Source organism: Thermodesulfitimonas sp. (assembly GCF_052743955.1).
On the sequence record NZ_JBRAIN010000018.1, the window covers coordinates 1 to 20000 of the forward strand.

At 58.8% G+C, this 20000-nt stretch carries 23 protein-coding genes; 13 read left to right on the plus strand and 10 right to left on the minus strand.

The window, feature by feature from the left end; genetic code table 11:
- Together ACUVTA_RS02635 and ACUVTA_RS02640 are read right to left on the minus strand one after the other, a co-directional pair.
- A partial coding sequence (locus ACUVTA_RS02635) for a hypothetical protein (RefSeq protein ID WP_445951451.1) occupies window positions 1-138 on the minus strand: 138 nt, incomplete at its 3' end.
- On the minus strand, window positions 89-643 hold the full coding sequence (locus tag ACUVTA_RS02640) for an AAA family ATPase (RefSeq protein WP_445951432.1): 555 nt from the start codon (window positions 641-643) through the stop codon (window positions 89-91). The genes ACUVTA_RS02635 and ACUVTA_RS02640, both read right to left, overlap by 50 nt.
- Before the next feature lie 148 nt (window positions 644-791).
- Between ACUVTA_RS02640 and ACUVTA_RS02645 the strand changes: the two genes are divergently transcribed.
- The 10 genes from ACUVTA_RS02645 to ACUVTA_RS02690 all read left to right on the plus strand — a co-directional run bounded on the left by ACUVTA_RS02645 (window position 792) and on the right by ACUVTA_RS02690 (window position 12228).
- Window positions 792-1937 (plus strand): S1C family serine protease, encoded by a 1146-nt coding sequence (locus tag ACUVTA_RS02645; RefSeq protein WP_445951433.1) that lies wholly within the window; start codon window positions 792-794, stop codon window positions 1935-1937.
- Between the two features lie 133 nt (window positions 1938-2070).
- Window positions 2071-2385 (plus strand): LapA family protein, encoded by a 315-nt coding sequence (locus ACUVTA_RS02650; RefSeq protein ID WP_445951434.1) that lies wholly within the window; start codon window positions 2071-2073, stop codon window positions 2383-2385.
- A gap of 44 nt (window positions 2386-2429) precedes the next feature.
- Window positions 2430-5180, plus strand: coding sequence for a helicase C-terminal domain-containing protein (locus ACUVTA_RS02655; RefSeq protein WP_445951435.1), 2751 nt, complete (start codon window positions 2430-2432; stop codon window positions 5178-5180).
- Between the two features lie 331 nt (window positions 5181-5511).
- Window positions 5512-6066, plus strand: a complete 555-nt coding sequence (locus ACUVTA_RS02660; RefSeq protein ID WP_445951436.1) for a 4Fe-4S dicluster domain-containing protein — start codon at window positions 5512-5514, stop codon at window positions 6064-6066.
- Window position 6067: 1 nt separating this feature from the next.
- A complete protein-coding gene (locus ACUVTA_RS02665) occupies window positions 6068-6928 on the plus strand; it encodes a CoB--CoM heterodisulfide reductase iron-sulfur subunit B family protein (RefSeq protein WP_445951437.1) in 861 nt (286 codons plus the stop codon).
- 23 nt (window positions 6929-6951) lie between these two features.
- Window positions 6952-8937, plus strand: coding sequence for a 4Fe-4S binding protein (locus ACUVTA_RS02670; RefSeq protein ID WP_445951438.1), 1986 nt, complete (start codon window positions 6952-6954; stop codon window positions 8935-8937).
- Window positions 8934-9383: a hydrogenase iron-sulfur subunit gene (locus tag ACUVTA_RS02675; protein WP_445951452.1), complete on the plus strand. Its 450-nt coding sequence runs from the start codon at window positions 8934-8936 to the stop codon at window positions 9381-9383. The genes ACUVTA_RS02670 and ACUVTA_RS02675 overlap by 4 nt, the downstream gene beginning before the upstream one ends.
- Window positions 9380-10345 carry a 4Fe-4S dicluster domain-containing protein gene (locus ACUVTA_RS02680; RefSeq protein WP_445951439.1) on the plus strand — a complete coding sequence of 322 codons (966 nt, stop codon included), beginning with the start codon at window positions 9380-9382 and terminating at the stop codon, window positions 10343-10345. The genes ACUVTA_RS02675 and ACUVTA_RS02680 overlap by 4 nt, the downstream gene beginning before the upstream one ends.
- 18 nt (window positions 10346-10363) lie before the next feature.
- Window positions 10364-11389, plus strand: coding sequence for a 4Fe-4S dicluster domain-containing protein (locus ACUVTA_RS02685; RefSeq protein WP_445951440.1), 1026 nt, complete (start codon window positions 10364-10366; stop codon window positions 11387-11389).
- On the plus strand, window positions 11386-12228 hold the full coding sequence (locus ACUVTA_RS02690) for an FAD/NAD(P)-binding protein (protein ID WP_445951441.1): 843 nt from the start codon (window positions 11386-11388) through the stop codon (window positions 12226-12228). The genes ACUVTA_RS02685 and ACUVTA_RS02690 overlap by 4 nt, the downstream gene beginning before the upstream one ends.
- A gap of 71 nt (window positions 12229-12299) precedes the next feature.
- On the opposite strand, the gene ACUVTA_RS02695 is transcribed toward ACUVTA_RS02690, so the two are convergent.
- The 4 genes from ACUVTA_RS02695 to ACUVTA_RS02710 all read right to left on the minus strand — a co-directional run bounded on the left by ACUVTA_RS02695 (window position 12300) and on the right by ACUVTA_RS02710 (window position 15195).
- Entirely contained in the window at window positions 12300-13175 is an 876-nt protein-coding gene (locus ACUVTA_RS02695) for a P-loop NTPase (protein ID WP_445951453.1), read from the minus strand.
- Between the two features lie 26 nt (window positions 13176-13201).
- Window positions 13202-13519 carry an MTH1187 family thiamine-binding protein gene (locus ACUVTA_RS02700; RefSeq protein ID WP_445951442.1) on the minus strand — a complete coding sequence of 106 codons (318 nt, stop codon included), beginning with the start codon at window positions 13517-13519 and terminating at the stop codon, window positions 13202-13204.
- A 184-nt stretch (window positions 13520-13703) separates the two neighbouring features.
- Window positions 13704-14669: a GTP 3',8-cyclase MoaA gene (gene moaA, locus ACUVTA_RS02705; protein WP_445951443.1), complete on the minus strand. Its 966-nt coding sequence runs from the start codon at window positions 14667-14669 to the stop codon at window positions 13704-13706.
- A 16-nt stretch (window positions 14670-14685) separates the two neighbouring features.
- On the minus strand, window positions 14686-15195 hold the full coding sequence (locus ACUVTA_RS02710) for a hypothetical protein (protein WP_445951444.1): 510 nt from the start codon (window positions 15193-15195) through the stop codon (window positions 14686-14688).
- Window positions 15196-15473: 278 nt separating this feature from the next.
- On the opposite strand from ACUVTA_RS02710, the gene ACUVTA_RS02715 reads away from it, so the two are divergent.
- The 3 genes from ACUVTA_RS02715 to ACUVTA_RS02725 are packed head-to-tail and all read left to right on the plus strand — an operon-like array spanning window position 15474 to window position 16252.
- Complete coding sequence (locus ACUVTA_RS02715; RefSeq protein WP_445951454.1) at window positions 15474-15602, plus strand: IS110 family transposase; 129 nt, start codon at window positions 15474-15476, stop codon at window positions 15600-15602.
- Window positions 15547-15771, plus strand: a complete 225-nt coding sequence (locus ACUVTA_RS02720) for an IS110 family transposase (RefSeq protein WP_445951445.1) — start codon at window positions 15547-15549, stop codon at window positions 15769-15771. Before ACUVTA_RS02715 ends, ACUVTA_RS02720 begins: the two co-directional genes overlap by 56 nt.
- A 25-nt stretch (window positions 15772-15796) precedes the next feature.
- Window positions 15797-16252 (plus strand): transposase, encoded by a 456-nt coding sequence (locus tag ACUVTA_RS02725; protein WP_445951446.1) that lies wholly within the window; start codon window positions 15797-15799, stop codon window positions 16250-16252.
- Here the strand turns inward: ACUVTA_RS02725 and ACUVTA_RS02730 are convergent.
- The 4 genes from ACUVTA_RS02730 to ACUVTA_RS02745 form a co-directional block, all read right to left on the minus strand.
- Entirely contained in the window at window positions 16249-16572 is a 324-nt protein-coding gene (locus tag ACUVTA_RS02730; RefSeq protein WP_445951447.1) for a hypothetical protein, read from the minus strand. The genes ACUVTA_RS02725 and ACUVTA_RS02730 overlap by 4 nt on opposite strands.
- Window positions 16573-16830: 258 nt before the next feature.
- On the minus strand, window positions 16831-17145 hold the full coding sequence (locus ACUVTA_RS02735) for a hypothetical protein (protein ID WP_445951448.1): 315 nt from the start codon (window positions 17143-17145) through the stop codon (window positions 16831-16833).
- Window positions 17132-17224 carry a twin-arginine translocation signal domain-containing protein gene (locus ACUVTA_RS02740; RefSeq protein WP_445951449.1) on the minus strand — a complete coding sequence of 31 codons (93 nt, stop codon included), beginning with the start codon at window positions 17222-17224 and terminating at the stop codon, window positions 17132-17134. Before ACUVTA_RS02740 ends, ACUVTA_RS02735 begins: the two co-directional genes overlap by 14 nt.
- 204 nt (window positions 17225-17428) lie before the next feature.
- Window positions 17429-19927: a DNA internalization-related competence protein ComEC/Rec2 gene (locus tag ACUVTA_RS02745; protein ID WP_445951450.1), complete on the minus strand. Its 2499-nt coding sequence runs from the start codon at window positions 19925-19927 to the stop codon at window positions 17429-17431.
- Between the last annotated feature and the right edge of the window lie 73 nt (window positions 19928-20000).

Here is a 20000-nt window from a genome sequence, read left to right on the forward strand (position 1 = left end):
GTGAATGTGCGCCGGAACGTTAGAGTCTTCAGGATTGTAGTAAGCACTCTCGAGGAGTACGCGCCGGTCCTCAAGAACCTTCAACAGCTTATTCATCTGAACGGGATGCAGTTCCCCGATCTCGTCGAGGAAAAGAATCCCCGTGGGCCCGGGTCACCGCCCCCGGCTTCGGCTGGGGTATCCCGGCCACGCCGAGGGGGCCCGCCCCTTGGTAAATCGGGTCGTGTACCAAACCGATCAAGAGGTCGGCGATCCCCCGCTCGTCGAAGCGGGCGGTTGTCGCGTCGATCTCTACGAAGTTCGCGTTTTTCCCGAAAGGCGAATGGGCACTTCGCTTTGCTTCCTCTAAGATAAGGCGCGCCGCGGCAGTCTTCCCCACCCCTGGCGGGCCGTAGAGGAGCACGTGTTGCGGGTAAGGGCCGCAAAGCGCCGCCCGTAGAGCCTTAATTGCCTCCTCCTGACCAATGATTTCCGTCAAGTTACGGGGGCGCGTCCGCTCCGCTAACGGCTCGGTAAGGGAAATTTGTCGTAATTGGCGGAGCCGCTCTACCTCCCGGTGTGATTCACGCCGTACCGCCGTTTTACCGCCTTGCTGGGCCCGCAGCAAGTTCCAAAAATAGAGCCCAATTCTTACTTTTGTCAATTTCATTCCTTCAACGTTCTATTATTGCTAAGTTTTCCCGGTTTTATCCAAATTACCGGCATGAGCAGCCATGAAGAGGCTTGTCTGGCGGTCACCAGGGTTTTATAATTTACCTGTCAGGGTAGTAATCCTATAAGGGGGAGAAAAGATGTTCAGACGCTGGCTCGCCCCGGTAGCCTTGTTAGCTTTTATCGCGGGCATTTGCTTTGCGGGCGGCTGCTACCTCTTCCAGGACCTCCACCAAGGAACTGGGTTCAGTGGCGGGGGAACTATTGCCGCAGCCGGTCCAGAGCTTCTGGGCCTTGGCGCCGATACTATCGCTAATATTGTAGAACAGACCGGGCCGGCAGTGGTAAAGATCGATACGCTCACGCCGGTTCGGAACCCCCATCTGGACCCTTTTTTCAACGACCCGTTCTTCCGCGATTTCTTTGGCCGGATCATGCCGGAGGGACAAGAATACCGGCCGGGACTCGGTTCCGGGTTCCTTATTTCGGATGATGGTTACATTCTCACCAACGAACACGTGATCGACAACGCGAGCGAGATCAAGGTAATCGTTAGCGGTTTTAGCGAGCCGTTCCAGGCCCGCGTGGTCGGCGCGGACTACGACCTTGACCTGGCAGTGCTGAAGATCAACGCGCCGCGAAAGCTCCCCTATCTTAAGCTTGGCGACGCGCAGCGAGCGCGCGTTGGGGAGTGGGTAATCGCGATCGGTAACCCGTACGGCCTCGACCACACGGTTACCGTAGGGGTGATCAGCGCAAAAGGGCGTCCGATCGATATCGAAGACCGCCATTACAAAAACCTCCTCCAGACCGACGCCTCGATTAACCCCGGGAATAGTGGCGGCCCGCTTTTAAATCTTAAGGGCGAGGTGATCGGTATCAACACCGCGGTGAATGCCCAAGCCCAGGGTATCGGTTTCGCTATCCCCTCCGATACGGTAAAAGGAGTGCTTAGCGAATTAATTAGAAAAGGAAAGGTGGTACGGCCCTGGCTGGGTGTCCAAGTCCAGCAGGTAGATGAAAACTGGGCTAATTACCTTAAGCTGCCTAAAGCTGAAGGAGCGCTCGTGGTAGGCGTGGTTCCGGGGAGTCCAGCAGAGCGGGCAGGCATCACGCGCGGCGACGTGGTCCTGGAGATCGCCAACCGGAAGATTCGGACTCCTGATGACCTAGTGGCGGCAATTAAGGACCAAAAAGTAGGCGCCGCGGTCGAACTCCTACTCTGGCGCAAAGGTAAGCTCGTTCGCATCCGCGTTATAATTAACGAAAAACCGGCGCGACTGTAAATTGGTGTGAAAAAGGGCCCGACTTTAGGCCCTTTTTCTTTCAATCTTCAGCGGCTTAACCGGCAACCGGGACCGGCAGGCTTTGAGTAAACGTAGCGCGCGAGTGGCTCTGTTTTCTTAGGGGGTGAACAAGATGCAATTCTACATAATCGTCGGCCTCATTTTCGCGCTCCTCGTCGCCGCTTTTGCGGTGCAAAACGCCACCAAGGTTGACATCCGGTTTCTCTTCTGGGAATTTAAGGGAATCTCTCTGGCGTTAGTGGTTCTCGGCGCAGCGGCCGGCGGCGCCATCATCGTCTTCATCCTCGGCGTGGTGCGTGAACTCCGCCATACCCTGCGGTTACGCGAACTCTCCCACCAGAACCTCAAGCTAACCCAACGCGTTTCGCGGTTGGAAGCTGAGCGAGAGAAGAAGAGCCAGCCGCGCGAGGGAGAGAACCCAACTTAGTCTATACGTCTCAAAATGCGGGAATCAAAGCAGAGGTTCTGCGCGTGCTTTATGTTGCTCTGGATGTAGAAACTACGGGTTTGGACCGAACCCGGGACGAAATTGTCGAGGTGGGCCTCTGCCGCATCGAAAACGGCACCATCACCGCGCGGTTTTCGTCTTTAGTGCGGCCCGAAGGTCCCATCTCCCTTCGGGTAAAGCGCCTTACCGGGATTGACGAGGCAGCGCTCCGGGAGGCCCCTCCGTGGTGTGAAATCGCCCCGTCAGTAGCGGCCTTTATCGGCGATTTGCCCGTAGTAGGGCACTGCGTCGACTTTGACGCCGCTTTTCTGGAGCGCTACCTCGGCCAGCCGCTCGCGCACCGTCTTGACACCTGCGAGTTAGCGCGCCTTCTCCTGCCGCAGCTTCCGGCTTTTAGCCTGCAAAGGGTCGCCGCCGCTTTGGCGGTAGAGTACCCGACGCACCACCGCGCCCTACCCGACGCCGAAACCACGGCGCAAATCTTTCTGGCGCTTACTCAAAAAATATCCGAACTTCCCCGTTCCATTTTGCCGCACCTGATCTTCTTTTTGGAGCAGGCTGGTTCTGCCTGGACCGCTTTCTTTAAGAAGGCGCTACGGGAAGGAAGTCTTACTAGACGTTACCCCGCAGCCTACGTCCCACCACCCCTGGAAGATACCGGAAGTAGCGTATCACTCCCGGAAATAACATCTGATGCTGATATCTTCGGAACCGGCGGTAGGCTTGCTGCCGTCTTCCCCGGCTACGAAGAGCGGCCCCAGCAGAAAGAGATGGCGACGGCCGTAAGTGAAGCCTTCGACGAAGGTTTCTACCTCCTCGCGGAAGCAGGAACCGGAACTGGAAAGTCGCTTGCTTACCTTATCCCGGCAACCCGTGCGGCTCTCGCAAGCGGCCGGCGCGCCCTCATCTCGACCCACACCGTCAACCTTCAAGAGCAGTTGCACCGCAAAGATATCCCCGTGGTTCAGCAGGCCCTCGGCGTAAGCTTCCCGGTAGCCCTGGTCAAAGGCCGTCAGCACTACCTCTGTCGCCGGCGCTGGGAGCAGGTTCTGGGAGAGCACGCACTTTCCCCCGACGCGGCTCGCTTCTACGCCCGGGTACTCGTCTGGCTTACGGCGACCACTACGGGCGACTTCGGCGAACTCAGCATCTTCGAAACGGAAAAAGAAGCGCTGCCGCGGATAAACGCCACGGCCGAAGGCTGCTTTGGCAGGCGCTGCCCGTGGGCGGTACAGTGCTTTGTCAACCGGGCCCGCCGGCAGGCGGAACAGGCAATGGTGCTCATTACCAACCACGCCCTCCTCTTAACGGATGCTTTCGGCGGCCAAACGGTCCTTCCCGAGTACGGCCCGCTGGTCATTGACGAAGCCCACCACCTCGAAGACGTAGCTACTGAATGTCTCACCCGGAGTATTTCCCAGTACGCCGTTGATGAATGGCTGGCCCGCCTCGAGATGCTTCTCCGGCGCGCCGGCAAAGCCCTTTTCCTCCTCCCGGCGGGGGAAAGAATGGCCGGCAGAATAAAGACGACGGCAGAGGCACTGCAAGACGCAGCCGCAAATCTTTTCCTGCTATTGGGAGAGATGGTAGGGCGAGAGAACTCCCCGGGACCAGGTGGTGGACCACCGGCCAGACTGCTTAATACTAGTAGCCATCACCTTATCCTCGACACGGAAGCCAACGTCTGGTACCAAAAAATGAGCGCCGCGTTGAACGATTTGCTTACTCTTTGCCGGGAGCTCCTGCGGGAAACAGCCGACTGGGAGGTAGGCTGGGGGGAAGAATTCGGGCTTCTCCTCCAGGAGGGGCAGAACCTATTTGATACCCTAACGGAAATCGTTACCAGCACATCCGCAGACCAAGTCGCCTGGGTGGAAGGTAGCTACATTAACGGCACGCACCGGGCTTGGCTCAAGGCTGCCCCTGTATCGGTGGCGGCAACGCTGCACCAGGCCCTCTTTACCCACCCCCGGGGCATCGTTCTTACCTCAGCTACACTAACCGTAGAAAGGCGTTTTGATCATTACCTGCAGCGCGTAGGACTTGACCGGGTGCCACCCGAAAGGCTTCGTTTTCTGCAAATCGACTCTCCCTTTGCCTACCAAAAAAAAGCGGCCCTCTGTATCGTTCGGAACCTGCCGCTATGGCAAGAAGTGGCTACCGAAGACTACCTGGGAGCAGTAGCGACAGCCCTGTCTGAGCTGGCCAGCGCAGTGGCCGGTCGCACGCTGGTTCTTTTTACCGCCAACCGGATATTACGTGAAGTAGCCGCGCGCCTTAAGGCCCGTCTAGAGCCTGAAGAGATCGTCGTTCTCGCCCAGGGGATCGACGGGGGGCGCGCCCGGCTCACCGAAGAGTTTCGGGAAATGCCGCGCGCCGTTCTCTGCGGCACGGCAAGTTTCTGGGAGGGTGTGGACCTTCCCGGCGGTATCTTGCGACTGGTGGTTATCGTCAAGCTGCCCTTTCCGCCCTACGAAGCGCCGGTCCTGGCAGCCCGGCGCGCCCTCTTGGCGGCGCAAGGACAGGATGACTTCCAAGCGCTCTGTCTTCCCTACGCCGTTTTGCGCTTCAAGCAGGGCTTCGGGCGCCTGATACGTTCCCAGCAGGACGAAGGAGTAGTGGTAGTGCTCGACCGCCGGCTACTCGCTAAAAGCTACGGCACTTCCTTTCTCCGCTCCCTGCCACCCGTACCCGTGATGGCCATGTCGCTCGCCGAAGCGAGCGCCTGGCTCCGAATCCGCTTTAAGAACCATACTAGCGTCAGCCGCGGGTAGCAGGCTGGTATGATTTTCCGTTATCTTTCCTGCGTAAGCCCGAATAAAATAACGGTGGAGGCAATAAAACCGAAGGGGGAAGAAAGGTGCGTGTTTTCTTCATCAGATTACCGAAATTTTTACGGGCATTACTTACCCGTTTTGCCTGTTGAAGGCACGAAAATTTTGGGGGTTAAATGCCTTGCGCGTACCGTTCAAGGTTTTATTTTTACCGTCAAGGAGGATTTTTTTGCTTTTTTAACGAACAACTAATAACGGCGTCCACGCCGCGGAGTTAAAAATTAAACAGGCGCAGGAACGCTTTAAACTTTTTCCAGAGGGAGTCTTGGCCGTGTTCCTCGAAAAAACAGACGCTACCGACCCCAGTTTTTGTGCGGCGGTAGTCCGGGCAAGCGGTCAGAAAACGCTTTTCCACTGTTACCAGTGCGGCAAGTGTACTGCGGGGTGTCCTGCGGCCTTTGCCATGGACTACAAGCCTAACCAGGTCATCCGGTTGCTCCAGTTAGGACAGAAGGAGAAGGTCTTGAGCGCACGCGCGATTTGGGTCTGCTCTGGATGCTTCACCTGCACCACCCGCTGCCCCTGCAACATTGATATCGCCCAGGTAATGGACAGCCTCCGGGTTATCGCCCGGCGGGAAGGGAAAACCGCGCAGGGCAGAAGGGTGGTTCTTTTTAACGAACTTTTCCTCCAGTCGGTCAAGCGAAACGGAAGGGTTTTTGAAACGGGGGTTGCCCTTTCCTTCAACCTCCGCACGAAAGCCCCCTTAAGGGACGCAGCGCTTGGTCGGTTCATGTTCCGGCATGGCAAGCTAAGCCTCACGCCCGTAAAGATCAAGAAAATCCAGGAAGTCACCCGAATTTTCAGCGAACGGGAGAAAGGGTAAAATGAGGATCGGGTACTACCCGGGATGCTCCTTAGAAAAGAGCGCTAAAGAATACGATCTTTCGGCCCGCCTGGTCGCGCGCTACCTCGGCATCCAGTTGGTGGACCTGCCTGACTGGAACTGCTGCGGCGCAACCGCCGCCCACAGCACCGACCCTTTTCTGGCCGTGGCGTTGCCGGCACGAAACCTTCTGCTCGCGGAGGAAATGGGGCTGGACGTTACGGTCCCGTGTGCTGCTTGCTACCAGCGTCTCCGGGTGGCGCACGAAGAGCTTGCACGGAGTGAGGACCTATCCCGGCGGGTGACCGAAGCGCTAGGACGACCCTACCGGGGGATGGTACGGGTCTATTCCCTTCTCGAAACGATCGCCGGGGTGGGCCTTGAATCGCTGGCTGCTCAAGTGGTAACCCCCCTCAAGGGATTGCGCGTGGCCTGTTATTACGGGTGCCTGTTAGTCCGACCACCCCGGATCGCCTGCGACGACCCCGAAAACCCACAGCTGATGGACAAGATCATCGAGGTAACTAAAGCCGAAACGGTGGATTGGGGTTACAAAAACGAGTGCTGCGGTGCCTCGCTTATTTTCGGGGCCCGGGAAGTGGCGCTCGGAATGATCCTCCGCATCTTACGGAACGCAGTAAACGCCGGCGCCCAGGCGATTGCCTGCGCCTGCCCGCTCTGCCAGAGCAACCTCGACCTCCGGCAGGCGCAAGTTAACCAGCTTTTTGGCACCAATTTCGCGCTGCCCATCTTTTATTTCCCACAACTCCTGGGCCTGGCAATGGGGCTTAATCCCCGCGATCTCGGCTTCGAAGGCCACTTCGTGGATCCGCAGCGGGCGCTGAAGGCGCTCGGCGCTTGACGGACGAGAGAAAGGGAGGCTTTATGCCGCGAATCGGCGTTTTTGTCTGCTGGTGTGGTTCAAATATTGGTGGGGTACTCGACTGTCCGGCGATAGCGAAGGAGGCAGCTTCTTTCCCCGGGGTCGTTTTTAGCACCGATTATAAGTACATGTGTTCCGACCCCGGCCAGAACCTTATTATCGAAGCAATTAAAGAGCACCGGCTCAACCGCGTAGTAGTTGCTTCTTGCTCCCCCCGGCTACACGAAGAGACCTTTCGGCAGGTGCTCAAACGGGCCGGTCTTAACCCCTATTTTCTCGAAATGGCCAATCTTCGGGAGCATTGCTCCTGGGTCCACCCCCACGAGCAAGAAGCGGCCCAACGGAAAGCGGTCGATATCGTGCGGCGGGCTGTGGCTAAGGCCGCGCGCCTTGCGCCCCTCTCGCCCGGCCGCATCCCGGTCACCAAACGGTGCCTGGTCATCGGCGGCGGCATCGCGGGCATCCAGGCGGCTTTGGACGTTGCCGATGCTGGATTTGAGGTGGTGCTGGTCGAAAGGGAACCCACCATCGGCGGCAACATGGTAAAACTCGATAAAACCTTCCCCACCCTGGATTGCTCAGCCTGTATTAATACCCCCAAGATGGTAGCGGTAGCCCAGCACCCCAGGGTGAAGCTCTACACCTACGCGCAGGTAGAGGAAGTAAGCGGTTATATCGGCAACTTTAAAGTGCGTATTCGCCAGAAGGCAAAATACGTGGACCATAGCAAGTGCACGGGCTGCGGCACCTGTTGGGCCAGGTGCCCGGTGAGCGTCCGGGACGAGTTTAACCTGGGGCTGGGGGAGCGGTCAGCAATCTATATTCCCTTCCCGCAAGCGGTACCAAATAAACCGGTGATCGACGCCGCCCACTGCCGGCAGTTGACTAAAGGCAAATGTGGTATCTGCGCTAAGGTTTGCCCGGCTAAAGCGGTGGACTACAACCAGCAGGACGAGATTATCGAAGTAGAGGTTGGCGCCGTCGTGGTGGCCACCGGTTACGGCCTCTTCCCCTGGGAAAAGGTTTACGGCGAGTACGGCTACGGGCGCTACCCGGACGTCATCAGCGGTATGGCCTTCGAGCGGCTGGTGAACGCCGCCGGCCCCACCGGGGGGAAGATCCAGCGGCCCTCTGACGGAAAAGAACCGAAAACGGTCGTTTTTATCCAGTGCGTAGGCTCCCGGGACGAGGCTAAGGGCAAGGCCTACTGCTCGCGCATCTGCTGTATGTACACCGCCAAACACGCCCATCAGGTATTAGAAAAAATACCGGGGGCGCGGGTCTACGTTTTTTACATCGACGTTCGCACTTTCGGCAAAGGCTACGAAGAGTTTTACCGCCGGGTGATGGAAGAAGGTGCGGTCTATATCCGGGGCCGCGTTTCAAAAATTTATCAAGAAGGTTCGAAGCTTATCGTTAAGGGTGCCGACACCCTTTTAGGGGAGCAGGTCGAGATTGCGGCAGACATGGTAGTCCTCGCCACCGGGGTCACGCCGGCCGAAGGCGCCCACGACCTCGCCCGCATGATCGGTATCCCCGTAGATAAAGACGGCTTCTTCCAGGAGGCCCACCCGAAACTACGCCCGGTGGAGACACACACCGGCGGCGTCTTTTTAGCCGGCGCTTGTCAAGGGCCGAAGGACATTCCGGATACCGTCGCCCAAGCAAGCGGCGCAGCAGCGAAGGTTTGTGCCCTGCTCTTTAAGGATGAACTGGAAACCAACCCGATGGTCTCCCGCGTAAACGAGACGCTCTGCACCGGCTGTCTGGCCTGCCAAAAGGTCTGCCCCTACCGCGCGATCCAAGAAGCGGTTATCACGGAGCACCTTCCCGGCCAGCCCCCGCGGGAACGAGTCGTGGCCCGGGTTAACGAGGGGCTCTGTCAGGGATGTGGCGCTTGTACGGTTACCTGCCGGGCCGGAGCAATAGACCTCAAAGGATTTACCAACGATCAACTACTTGCGGAGGTTGACGCCCTTTGTCTATAAATAAAAATGGTGCCACAGAAAGGGAAAACAGCACCTGGCAGCCGAAGATTGTTGCCTTTCTCTGCAACTGGTGCAGCTATGCCGGCGCCGATCTGGCCGGTGTTAGCAGGTTGAAGTACCCGGCCAACGTCCGCATTATCAGGGTCCCTTGCTCCAGCCGGGTTAACCCGCAGTTTATCTTGCGGGCTTTTCAGCGCGGCGCCGACGGCGTTTTGGTAGCCGGGTGTCACCCGGGTGACTGCCACTACGTCACCGGTAACTACTTCACGCGGCGGCGGCTTATGCTCTTCAAGCGGCTGCTCGAGTTCGCCGGTTTTGCGCCGGAAAGGCTCAAGGTGCGCTGGGTTTCGGCGGCCGAAGGGGGCCGTTTCGCCGAAACAATCAAGGAAATGGTTGAAGAACTAGAGGACCTCGGTCCCAACCGGGTAATGAGGGAAGAAAAATGAAGGAAATAACCGAATCCCTCCGCAGGGAAGCAGCACGGCTCTTAAATGAAGGCGTTGAGCTTTTCATCGGGTACGCCGCAGGCACGCGGCCGGCCTGTGCGCGCCCCTTCTTCGTTACGAAGCCGGAAGAGATAACCGGCCTCGTTTTTAATCCCTTTTGTGTCCCTAACCTAGTGAAGTACCTTGTCCGGCACGCAGATAAAAAGGTGGCCGTAGTTGTTAAGGGGTGCGACCACGCTGCCGTAGACCGTCTCGTTGCCGAACGCCACCTCGATCGCGCCCGCATCACGCTTGTAGGGATTCCCTGCGGCGGCATGCTCGCCCGCGAAAGGGTGCTGGCGGAACTGGGCCCGAACCCCCGGATTGAAGCGGTAGAGGACTGGGGTTCTAGTTTTGTGCTCCGCATCCAGGGGGGAGAACGAACCCTTGAAAAAAAGAAATACCTAGCGGAAAAATGCCTCGGCTGCACCAGGAACAACCCTGCCGGCGTCGACGTGATGGTGGGAAAGGAGGCCCCGCCGGTAGCCGATCCCGAATATGACCCGTTAAAAGAAATCAGAGCAATTGAGGCGCTCCCGGCTGCTGAGAGAGCAGCCTTCTGGGAGAAGGTTTTCGGCCGGTGCCTGCGGTGTTACGCTTGCCGGGAGGTTTGCCCCGCCTGCAGCTGCACCGAGTGCACCTTTGAGCAAGCGGTACCCGGGTGGCAGCAAGGAGCAACCTGGATCAGCAAGGCTAAGAGCCTGCCGGATAACTACCATTACCACCTGGTCCGGGCTTTTCACGTCGCCGGTCGGTGCGCTGGCTGTGCCGAATGCGAGCGGGTCTGCCCGGTTGGCATCCCTCTGATGCTTCTCAACCGGAAGCTCGCTACGGAGATCGCCTCCCTCTTCGGCGAAACAGCAGAAGACCCGTGCGGGGCCCTGTGTGTTTATTCGCTCGCCGACCCGGACGAATTCGAGTAAAAAGCGGGAGTCTGAGAGATGGTCCTGAAATTTTTAAAAAAAGAGCGGCTCCTTTCCTTCCTCGAGCGGCTGATGCAAAAATCCCTCTTAGTAGCACCGGTAAGGGAGGGTAACCTTACTTTTTACCGACTGGTGAAGGCGGCAACCGAAGTGGCTATCGACGCGCCCAGAAGCGTGATACCGCCGAAAGAATGGTTCTTCCCGCAGACAGAAGAGATTTACCGTTACACTACCGGTAAGGATAATCTTACCTTGACGGAAAACGTCCTGGCGCCTCCCGCCGTCCTTTTCGGGGTTCGGCCCTGCGACCTCCGAAGCTTCCAAGTACTTGACGCGGTATTCCTGCAGGAGCCCCCAGACCGTTACTATGCCGCCCGTCGCGAAAATACGCTCCTTATCGGCATGAGCTGTAACACGGCCTGCTCTGAATGCTTCTGCACCGCTTACGGCATCTCCCCCGTCAAGGGAGCAGGAGCGGATATTCATCTAACGGATATCGGGGCAGCTTACCTTGTTGAGGCGCTCACCCCCAAAGGGGAAGAAATCGTGCTCCAGGACCCCGAGTTTTACGAGGAAAAGGTAGCGGGGATTGACGAGGCCCTGCGCGCCAAAGAGGAGGCGCTCACGGCGGAATTTGCGGTGCAGGTAGCGGTAACAGACCTTCCGGCCAAAATGGCAGCGCTCTTCAACCACCCGTACTGGGAGGAACTCAGCCGGCGGTGTTTGGGATGCGGCATCTGCACCTACGTTTGCCCTACTTGTCATTGCTTCGACATCACCGACGAGAACCGGGGGAACACGGGGAAGCGGCTTAGATGCTGGGACGCTTGCCTTTTCCGGGATTACACGCTCCACACCAGCGGGCATAACCCCCGGCACGCGCTCCACCAGCGCCTTCGGAACCGGTTTTTCCACAAGCTTAAGTATAACCATGACCGGTACGGGATCGAGGGTTGCGTGGGGTGCGGTCGGTGCGTCGCCCTCTGCCCTGTCAACATTGACATCCGGGAGGTCATTGCTACAGTGAGGGGGCTCCAGGCATGAAGGTAGCTAATCCGCTTCTGCCGCAACCGGCAACCATCATCGATATCATCCAGGAAACCGGAGACGTCAAAACCTTCCGGGTGGTACTCGACGATCCCGACGCAATGGCGGCATGGCACCACAGGCCGGGCCAGACGGCAATGGTTTCCGTCTTCGGGGTAGGTGAGGCGATGTTCTGCCTCGCTTCTTCACCCACTTCCCGGGACTGGATCGAGTTCAGCGTCCGGCGGGCGGGAAAAGTAACCACCGCCATCCACCAACTGGAGCCGGGCGCCAAGATCGGCGTCCGCGGCCCTTACGGCAATAGCTTTCCCGTAGAGGCAATGCGGGGTAGCGATTTATTAGTCATCGGCGGGGGGATAGGTCTTGCCCCCCTCCGGCCCCTGGTAAATTTCATGATTGCCCCGGAAAACCGGAAGGACTACGGCAAGATCGAAATCATTTACGGCGCCCGTTCGCACGGCGACCTCTGTTATAAGGAAGAGGTCTTCCGCACCTGGCCCGAAGCACCAGGGGTGAGTGTCTTTACAACGATTGATGCGCCGGAAGAGGGTTGGGCAGGGCACGTTGGCTTCGTTCCGGCCTACGTCGCCGAGATCAAGCCCGCACCCGAAAACAAGTTTGTGGCCATCTGCGGTCCACCGATCATGATTAAGTTTACTCTAAAAGAGCTCGAAAAGTTAGGCTTTAAAGAGGAACAGATCTACACCACCCTGGAGATGCGGATGAAGTGCGGCATCGGCAAGTGCGGCCGTTGCAACATCGGCGCCAAGTTTGTTTGCCGGGACGGCCCCGTTTTTAACCTCGCCGCCCTCAAGGAACTCCCCCCAGAGTATTAAGGCACAACGAAAAAGAAGAAAACTCCCGCCGGCGTGCAAAACTCCGGCGGGAGCTGCGTTTTTATAGCTCCCTACCGCTGGAAGAGAAGCCGGGCCGTCTTAGAGGAGGATTTGAGCCGCTCCTCGAGAGTGCTGGCCAGTGCCTCAAGTCCGGTGGGGGCATAATCCTCTATCCGCCCCTCGTCGCCGAGGCGGCTGAGCTCTGGGTCTACCGGCAGCGTCGCCAAAAGCGGCACGCCGGTTTCCGCCGCTACCTTTTCCCCTTGCGGTTCGCCGAAAGCAAATATCTTCTGGCCGCACTTCCCGCAGGTAACGTAAGTCATATTCTCCACCAGGCCCAGGATAGGCACCTTCATTTCCGCCACCATCCTGATCGCCTTGCGGACCACCATCACCGCCAGGTCCTGGGGCGAAGAAACAATGATTACCCCGTCAAGCGGCAAAGACTGCATCACGGTGAGGGGCGCATCCCCTGTTCCCGGCGGCAAGTCGACTATCAGGTAGTCAAGTTTTCCCCAGGCTACATCGGTCCAGAACTGCCTGATCACGTTGCTGATAATCGGCCCCCGCCAGATCACCGGGTCATCTTCCCGTTCTAAAAAGAGGTTCGCCGACATCACGTAGATACCGAGCTTAGGGCTCTTGGGAATATAAACGCCAAACTCGCTCCCGTCCACCCGCTCCTTGATCCCGAAAAGCTTGGGGATGCTCGGCCCGGTAATGTCCGCATCCAGGATACCAACCCGGCATCCCTGGCGGGACAGGGTTGTGGATAGAAGCGCACTCACCGAGGACTTCCCCACCCCCCCTTTGCCGCTCATGATCGCTACCAAGTGGCGTACCTGAGAAAGTTTATGGGCCGGCGCAAAAGTTTCCCCTGCCGGACAGGTTTCCCGCTCGCCCCACGCACCGCACTGCTTACCAGCCTTTTCACATTCTTCTTTCACTCCGGCCAAGCAAAAAACACCTCCGCTTAAACCCTAAAATTCTTTAGTTGCCCGGTTACCGCCGCTACTTTGCCCTGCATTGAAAGCGCCTTATCCCGCCGCTCGTCAATCCTGATGGTCGTGACTACGCGGGCAACCCCGGCGGCGAAAGGCGCCTCGTGCATCTGCCGGGCCACAGTTAGCACCTTCTCGAGCTCACCCTCGACGATGGTCCCCATCGCCGTCACTTCGTACTTGAGCCCGCTCGCCGCAAGCAGCCGCACACACTCCGCCACGTAGCGGCTGACGCTTGGCGAGCCCGTCCCGAGAGGGATCACTGCGATTTCGGCTACCACGTTAGCCATTCAGGTTCCCTCCGTAGAAAAGATAGGCCCCCCTCCCGTTTCCGGTGCCAGGGGATTTATAACTTATGTTCAAAATTTAATCCATACTTAATTCTAAGGCGAAACATATTAAAAATCAAGATAGAGCCGCCGCAAGAAAGCCCCTTCCAGGGGCAAAAAGAGCAGCGCCGCCCCGTTTTACACCTCACCCGCCGAGACGAGCCATCACGCCAAGTCGCGCGGTTTTAGCCCTGGCTCCAGCTTTCTTTTCAATTGCCTCGCGGATCAGCGCCCCGATCCCTGCTCGATCAGCACCAGCCCGCAGCGGCCCCTTGAGATTAACCCCCGGCCCCCCAAAAAGGCAGGTCCGGAGCTCTCCCGTAGCGGTCAGGCGCAGGCGGTTACAGCGGGAGCAGAAATGACCGGTAACCCCGTTGATAAAGCCGATGGTGCCGGCCGCACCCGGTATTCGGTAATAACGGGCAGGGCCGCAGCCGGCCAGTTTGCGGATGGTAATAAAAGGACCGAAGCGCGCCTCAAGGCGCGCCCGGACCTCCTGCGTCGGTAAAAACCATTTGTTCTGCAGCGCGCCCGCCGGGCCAAAAGGCATCAGCTCGATGAACCGGACGTGTAGCGGCCGCTCCACGGAAAGCCGGGCCATATCCGTGATTTCGTCATCGTTGAAACCCTTCAGTACCACCACGTTAAGCTTGACCGGGTGCAGCCCGAGCGCGAGAGCCGTTTCCACAGCCGTTAAAACCCTTTGCAAATTCCCGCCCCGCGTGATCCAGGCGTAACGTTCCGGCCGTAAAGTGTCGAGGCTAATGTTGACCCGCCGCAAGCCCGCTCTTTTAAGTGCCGCGGCCATCTCCGAGAAAAGGATACCGTTCGTCGTCAGCGCCACATCGTCAATTCCGGGAACCGCTGCCAGCATCGCCACGAGTTCCACAATTCCCCCGCGGACGAGCGGTTCCCCTCCCGTAAGCCGCACTTTTTTAATCCCCACCGCAGCCGCCGCCTGAACTATGGCCGTAATCTCCTCGTGCCGCAAGACCTCTGCATGCGGAACCACAGGTACTCCCTCAGCAGGTAAGCAGTAACGGCAGCGAAGGTTACAGCGGTCGGTCACGGAAATACGTAGGTAATCAACCCTTTGCCGTTCTTTAACCACAAACCAGCCCCCTCTTTTAGTCGTTACTATGCGCGTGCGCGTGGCAGGCGGCACAAACTTCAGCGCCCTGCTTGGTCAGCCCGATATGCCTGCCAGAACCCACATTAACCTCGTAGGCCAGCATAACGTTCACTGGCCGACGACCGATTTTGGTTTTCACCTTTGTAGGTGCTTTCATATGGGCCGCGCCGCCCTCATGACAGGCTTCACACTTCATCCCCGCAACAGGCGTTGTAGCCCGGGGGTGACACTGCTTGCAAGAAAGGGCCGCGCCTACCACCTGCTTAGTCTGGGCGACCTGCTTCTGCGGTGCTCCAGCCTGTTTGTGAGGCGTTACCCCGGTTTTGGTAGGAGGCTTGGTCTTTTTCTGCGGTGCCGTCTTGCTGCCTCCCGGTGCTCCACCAGGGTGACAGAGGGCACAGTTGCCACCCATGGTCGGGTAAGCCTGAACAGGCGTCGGCCCCAGACTCGCCAACCCGGCAAGTAAAAGGGTCAGCACTAACATCAGTATAGCGTATTTCTTCATTACCGAGAACCCCCCTTATCTGTTAAACTCAACCCGAGGCCTTAAGGTTAGCAGGAGAATCAGCCTGGGTTGGTAAAATCCAAAACGTAGGTAATAGCTCCGGGAAAAGGCCACTCCCTCCTGGCAGTTCGACTGCTTGAAGAAGATTTGCCTTTCCCGGCAAAATTTGCAGGCAAACCGCAGTTCATAGAGGGGTGCGCTTCGAGCGCTGCGAAAGATTTGCGCTCACCGCTTGCCTGCGTCAAACCCTATTAAGTTTTCAAGGAGGCGGTTACCCAATGATCTTTGTTGGTATTGACTGGGCAGACAAAGAACACGAAATCTGCATCGTCAGCCAGGACGGCGCAGAACTTGCCCGCTTCCGGGTTCCCCATACCCGACGCCATCGATGCCCGGCTGTTAGCTGATATCGGGCGGAGCGATTTCCACCGGCTGCGGCGTCTCAACCCGGACTCCGAGCACGTTCAAAAGCTTAAAATGCTCTGCCGGGACCAGGACACGCTCCTGGAGGACGCCACCCGCCCGACCTGGCCGGCTCATCGCCTGCCTGAAGGAGTACTACCCGGTAGCCCTTGAGCTTTTCTCGCGCATCACCCTTCCTGTGGCCCTGGACTTCTCGAAAACCTACCCCACTCTGCAAGCGGGGCGCTCCGCTTCCGTGCCGGAACTGGCCGCCTTCTTAAAGGCGCACCGCCACCCGCGACCGAACTTCACCGCGTCAAGCCGCATTTACGAGAAACTGCACGCGCCCCAACTGGAGGCCAGCCGGGCTACAACACAGGCCAAAAGCTACTTCCTCCTGACCACCATCGCCCAGCTGGAACCGGTGCTCGCGGGGATCAAGGCCTACGACGAGGGGATCACCCGCCTTTTTAAGTCCCACCCCGACAGTCTGATTTTCGCCAGCCTCCTAGACGCTGGCACCCCGCTCGGGCCGCGGTTGCTGGCGGGGTGGGGCGACGACCGCGGCCGTTACGAGAACGCTGCCGCCGTGCAGGCCTTGGCCGGGACTTCCCCCGTCCTCTATCAGAGCGGGAAGTACCGCTTCGCCCGCTAGCGCCGGGCGTGCGTAAAGTTCCTGCGCCACGCGCTACACCTCCTTGCCTTCCAGTCATGGTGGTAGAGATTATTTTCGAGGGCGTAGTTGATCATCCCCAAGAGAAAAGCGCTGTCAGTTCCGGGTCGGATGGGAGCGTAGATATCGGCCAGCGCCGCGCTCCTGGTAAAGCGGGGGTCCACCACAATTAGCTTGGTGTGCCGCGGGCCTCTCGGCCACGCAGGATCCAGCTCATTGCCCGGGGATGGCACGCCGCCGAATTCGAACTGAATCATTAAAACAACATCCGAATTCTTGTAGTCGACGAAGTGGTTGGTCATTACTCCTCTGCCGAACGTGTTGGCCAGACCGGCCACGGTAGAGGAGTGTCAGAGGCGGGCGTGATGGTCGATATTAATAATGCCTAAGCTCCGGAGAAGTTTATGGATGACGTAATTCTCTTCGTTCTCGAGGGAAGCGCTTCCTAAGTGAGCGATCACTGGGGTCCGGTTAACCGTAACGCCGTTAGCATCCTTTTCTTCGAAGGTCGCGTCGCGCGTTGCCTTGACCCGCTTCGCAATTTCCTTTAAAGCCCAGTCCTAGTCTTTGACCTCCCACTTGGTAGCACCGGGACGCCGGTATAGGACCTTGGTCACCCGCCGCGGGTTGGGCACCCGGCGCTTATTCTGGTCCACGATCGTATTCGCGTCGGAAAGCGCGATCTCTTTCGGGCACATGTGGCCTTCATTGATAGGGTGATCGGGATCCCCCTCAATATAGACGACGCGGTCGCCCTCACTATAAACGACCAAGCCACAGCCACAGCCGCGGTACGAGCAAACCGAAACGGTTTCTTTGGCCCGTTTAAGCCTGTAGGATCCCGGCACAGGAGCTGGCAATTCACCGGCTTGCACTTACGGCAGAAAAACCGGCGATCCCGGCCGTTCCTAAACCCAAAAGCTTTAGGAAATCCCGTCGGTTCAATCTGCTCATGGCTCTCCCCCTTCCGGTACTAACAAGTTTTCACTTCTTCCCTGTAATCCCTGCTACGCCGACCTATCACCCCTATTAAAACATTTTCCAGTATTTTACTACATATCCAGTAACAAATCAACCATGACAAAGACATTTTCTTGCGGAAAAGTTTTCTTTTCGACAAACCGGAGGGCCAGGGGAAAATACGTGTCTGCTCTCCCCTCAAGCAGCGCGGCGCAGGAAGCGGCGAGCAGGGTGCACCGTTAAGTTGTGCCCGTCCGTCCGGAGAAAAACGGCTCCGTCCTGGTCGGTCCGGTAGAGCCGCGCCCCGACACGCCGGAGCGCCGCCAGCACCTCCGGTGCCGGCTGGCCGAAACGGTTCGGCGTCCCTACCGAAATGACCGCCACCTCCGGGTGCACCGCCTGGTAAAAAGCCGGGAGGAAGTGCGCAGAACCGTGGTGGGGGACTTTCAGGACGTCACTTTGGAGCCGTACGCCCGAACGCAGGAGGCACCCCTGCCCTTCCTGCTCTACATCTGCGGCAAAAAGCACGCTTCTCTCTTTATAGCGCAGGCGCAGGACCAGGGACGCATCATTCAAAGTCGGCGCAGCCGGCGCTTTACCGACTGGGAGCGGCCCCAGCACCGCAACCTCCACCGCCGGGTCAAGCCGGATGCGGTCGCCCCCTTTAGCGGTGCAAACATGGATACCCCGCGCCCGAAGATCATCGAGGAGCCGGTCGTAGGGCGGCACAATGCCGCGCGACAGCGGCGGTACCACCACCAGCCGCACCGGCAAGCGCTCCACTACCGCCCGCGCCCCGCCGCAGTGGTCTTCGTGCGGGTGGGTCAGCACCAACACATCAATGTGGCGCACTCCCTGCCGCCGGAGGTAACGGACAACGCGCATCCCGGCCCCATCGGGCCGCTTACCTTCCAGCTCTCCCGGCCAGCCGCCCGCATCGATCAAGATTACACCCCCGCCCGGCGTCCGCACGAGAGCGCTGTCGCCCTGCCCTACGTCCAAAAAGTCTACCCGTAACCCCGGTGTCATCCCGCCCACCCAGCGAAAGAGGCCAAGCCAAGCCACGACCACTAGAACAAGAACCACGGTGCGAGCCAGAAAAGGACCGAGACCAGAGCGGCCGGGGACGACCACCCGCGCCGGGCGCCCGGAAAGGCGCAAAACCGCAAGGTAGAGAAAGCCGTACCAGAGAGGAACGATCCCCCAGGGCAGCGTGGGAAGGTAAAAAAAGGCACCGGGCAGGCGGTCAAAAAAGCGGATGAGGCCGGTAAAAAGATCGAGCAGCAGACCGGTGGGCGCCGCCATAATCTCCCCGAGAGGCAGGTAGAAAAGGCCAAAGATGGCCGCCAGCAGGCCGAAGAGGAGGATTAAACCTGTCAACGGCACCGCCAAGATATTCGCCAGCACCGCAACGGGTGATACGAGACCGTAGTATAGCGTCACCAGCGGCAGGGTCCCAAGCTGCGCGCCGAGCGGCACCGCCACCCCCCAGGCCAGCGCCGGGGGTACTTTTCGCTGCAGCCGGGCACCGCAGCCTTCAAGCAGGCTAACCACCACCGGGCCCAGGAAAAGGATGCCCCAGGTAGCGGCGAAGGAGAGCTGAAAGCCAGGGTCGCTTACCGCAAGGGGATTGGCCAAAAGAATTATTAGCGCCGCAACTGCCAGCGCCGTCGGCCAGTCGCGCTCCCGCCCCAGGTGTTTCGCCCAGAGGAAAAGGACCGCCATTACCGTAGCCCGGACAACCGGGGGGCCGGCACCAACCATCAAGTCGTAGAAGATGAGCACTAGCAGGGAAACAAGAAGCGTTATCCCAGACCGGAGCCGGATGGTCCGGGCGATACCGAGTACAAAACCAAGCACCAGACCGACATGAAGCCCGCTAACGCTTAATATATGGACCACGCCTGTTTCTCTAAAGGCTTCGTTTAAGAGCGGATCAAGCGCCGTCCGGGCCCCGAAAGCGATCCCCTTCACCAGCGCGCTCTGCTCAGGCGGGAAAAGGGCGTCCAGGGCAGCGAACATTCGTCCCCGGAGCCATAGTGCCGCACCAACTATCGGATTGGGACTCCCCTGCCCGGTGCGCGTGACTGCCTCCGGCCGCGCGTACAGGAGCACCCCGACGCCACGCCGCGCCAAGTACGTCGCGTAGTCGAACTCACCAGGATTTCCGGGGGTCCGGGGCACACGCAAGAAGCCCTTTGCCGTTAGAACATCTCCATAACCGAAGACCTTCTCCGCCCCCCGGACGACCAGGAGCAGCCGGCCGCCGCTAAACCGCTTTTCCCCAACCCTGGCTTCGGCCACCCGTAAGAGATACCGCGCCTCTCCCTCCTGGACCTCCGGGGCTGCAACCACCGTACCGCGAACCACCGCGTAACGCTCCGCCCACGCGGTAAGTGGCGTCACCGCTTCGGCAATAGCCAGACGGGCGCCCACCACGCCGAGGAAAAAGAATAACGCGTAAATAAGCGGGTAATTGCGGTTGCGGGCGTAAAAATAAGCGATAACGGCAAGAAGGGTGGTAAAAAGAGCACTGAGAAAAGCAACTCCCGCGGTAACAGAAAGGAAACGAGCAGCGGCACAGCCGCCTGCGTAAAGCGCGGCAACGAGGACCAATGGTGGTACCATGAAACCTCTTCTCCCTGAGGGGTCACTTCCCGTCCCCCCGACCGCTACCATCTCCTCTTTAAAGCCCAAGCGCCGCCTCCCCACGCAGAAAATTGCGCGGCTGCGGCGCTAGTGAATAGTGACATACTCCTTCAGCTGAGCG

Coding starts and splice junctions, on each gene's coding strand:
- ACUVTA_RS02690 (WP_445951441.1), top strand. CDS start 11,386: ATGAAGGTAGCTAATCCGCTTCTGCCGCAACCGGCAACCATCATCGAT.
- ACUVTA_RS02740 (WP_445951449.1), bottom strand. CDS start 17,224: ATGAGCAGATTGAACCGACGGGATTTCCTAAAGCTTTTGGGTTTAGGA.
- ACUVTA_RS02665 (WP_445951437.1), top strand. CDS start 6,068: ATGAGGATCGGGTACTACCCGGGATGCTCCTTAGAAAAGAGCGCTAAA.
- ACUVTA_RS02730 (WP_445951447.1), bottom strand. CDS start 16,572: ATGACCAACCACTTCGTCGACTACAAGAATTCGGATGTTGTTTTAATG.
- ACUVTA_RS02680 (WP_445951439.1), top strand. CDS start 9,380: ATGAAGGAAATAACCGAATCCCTCCGCAGGGAAGCAGCACGGCTCTTA.
- ACUVTA_RS02700 (WP_445951442.1), bottom strand. CDS start 13,519: ATGGCTAACGTGGTAGCCGAAATCGCAGTGATCCCTCTCGGGACGGGC.
- ACUVTA_RS02710 (WP_445951444.1), bottom strand. CDS start 15,195: ATGAAGAAATACGCTATACTGATGTTAGTGCTGACCCTTTTACTTGCC.
- ACUVTA_RS02650 (WP_445951434.1), top strand. CDS start 2,071: ATGCAATTCTACATAATCGTCGGCCTCATTTTCGCGCTCCTCGTCGCC.
- ACUVTA_RS02670 (WP_445951438.1), top strand. CDS start 6,952: ATGCCGCGAATCGGCGTTTTTGTCTGCTGGTGTGGTTCAAATATTGGT.
- ACUVTA_RS02715 (WP_445951454.1), top strand. CDS start 15,474: ATGATCTTTGTTGGTATTGACTGGGCAGACAAAGAACACGAAATCTGC.
- ACUVTA_RS02685 (WP_445951440.1), top strand. CDS start 10,364: ATGGTCCTGAAATTTTTAAAAAAAGAGCGGCTCCTTTCCTTCCTCGAG.
- ACUVTA_RS02645 (WP_445951433.1), top strand. CDS start 792: ATGTTCAGACGCTGGCTCGCCCCGGTAGCCTTGTTAGCTTTTATCGCG.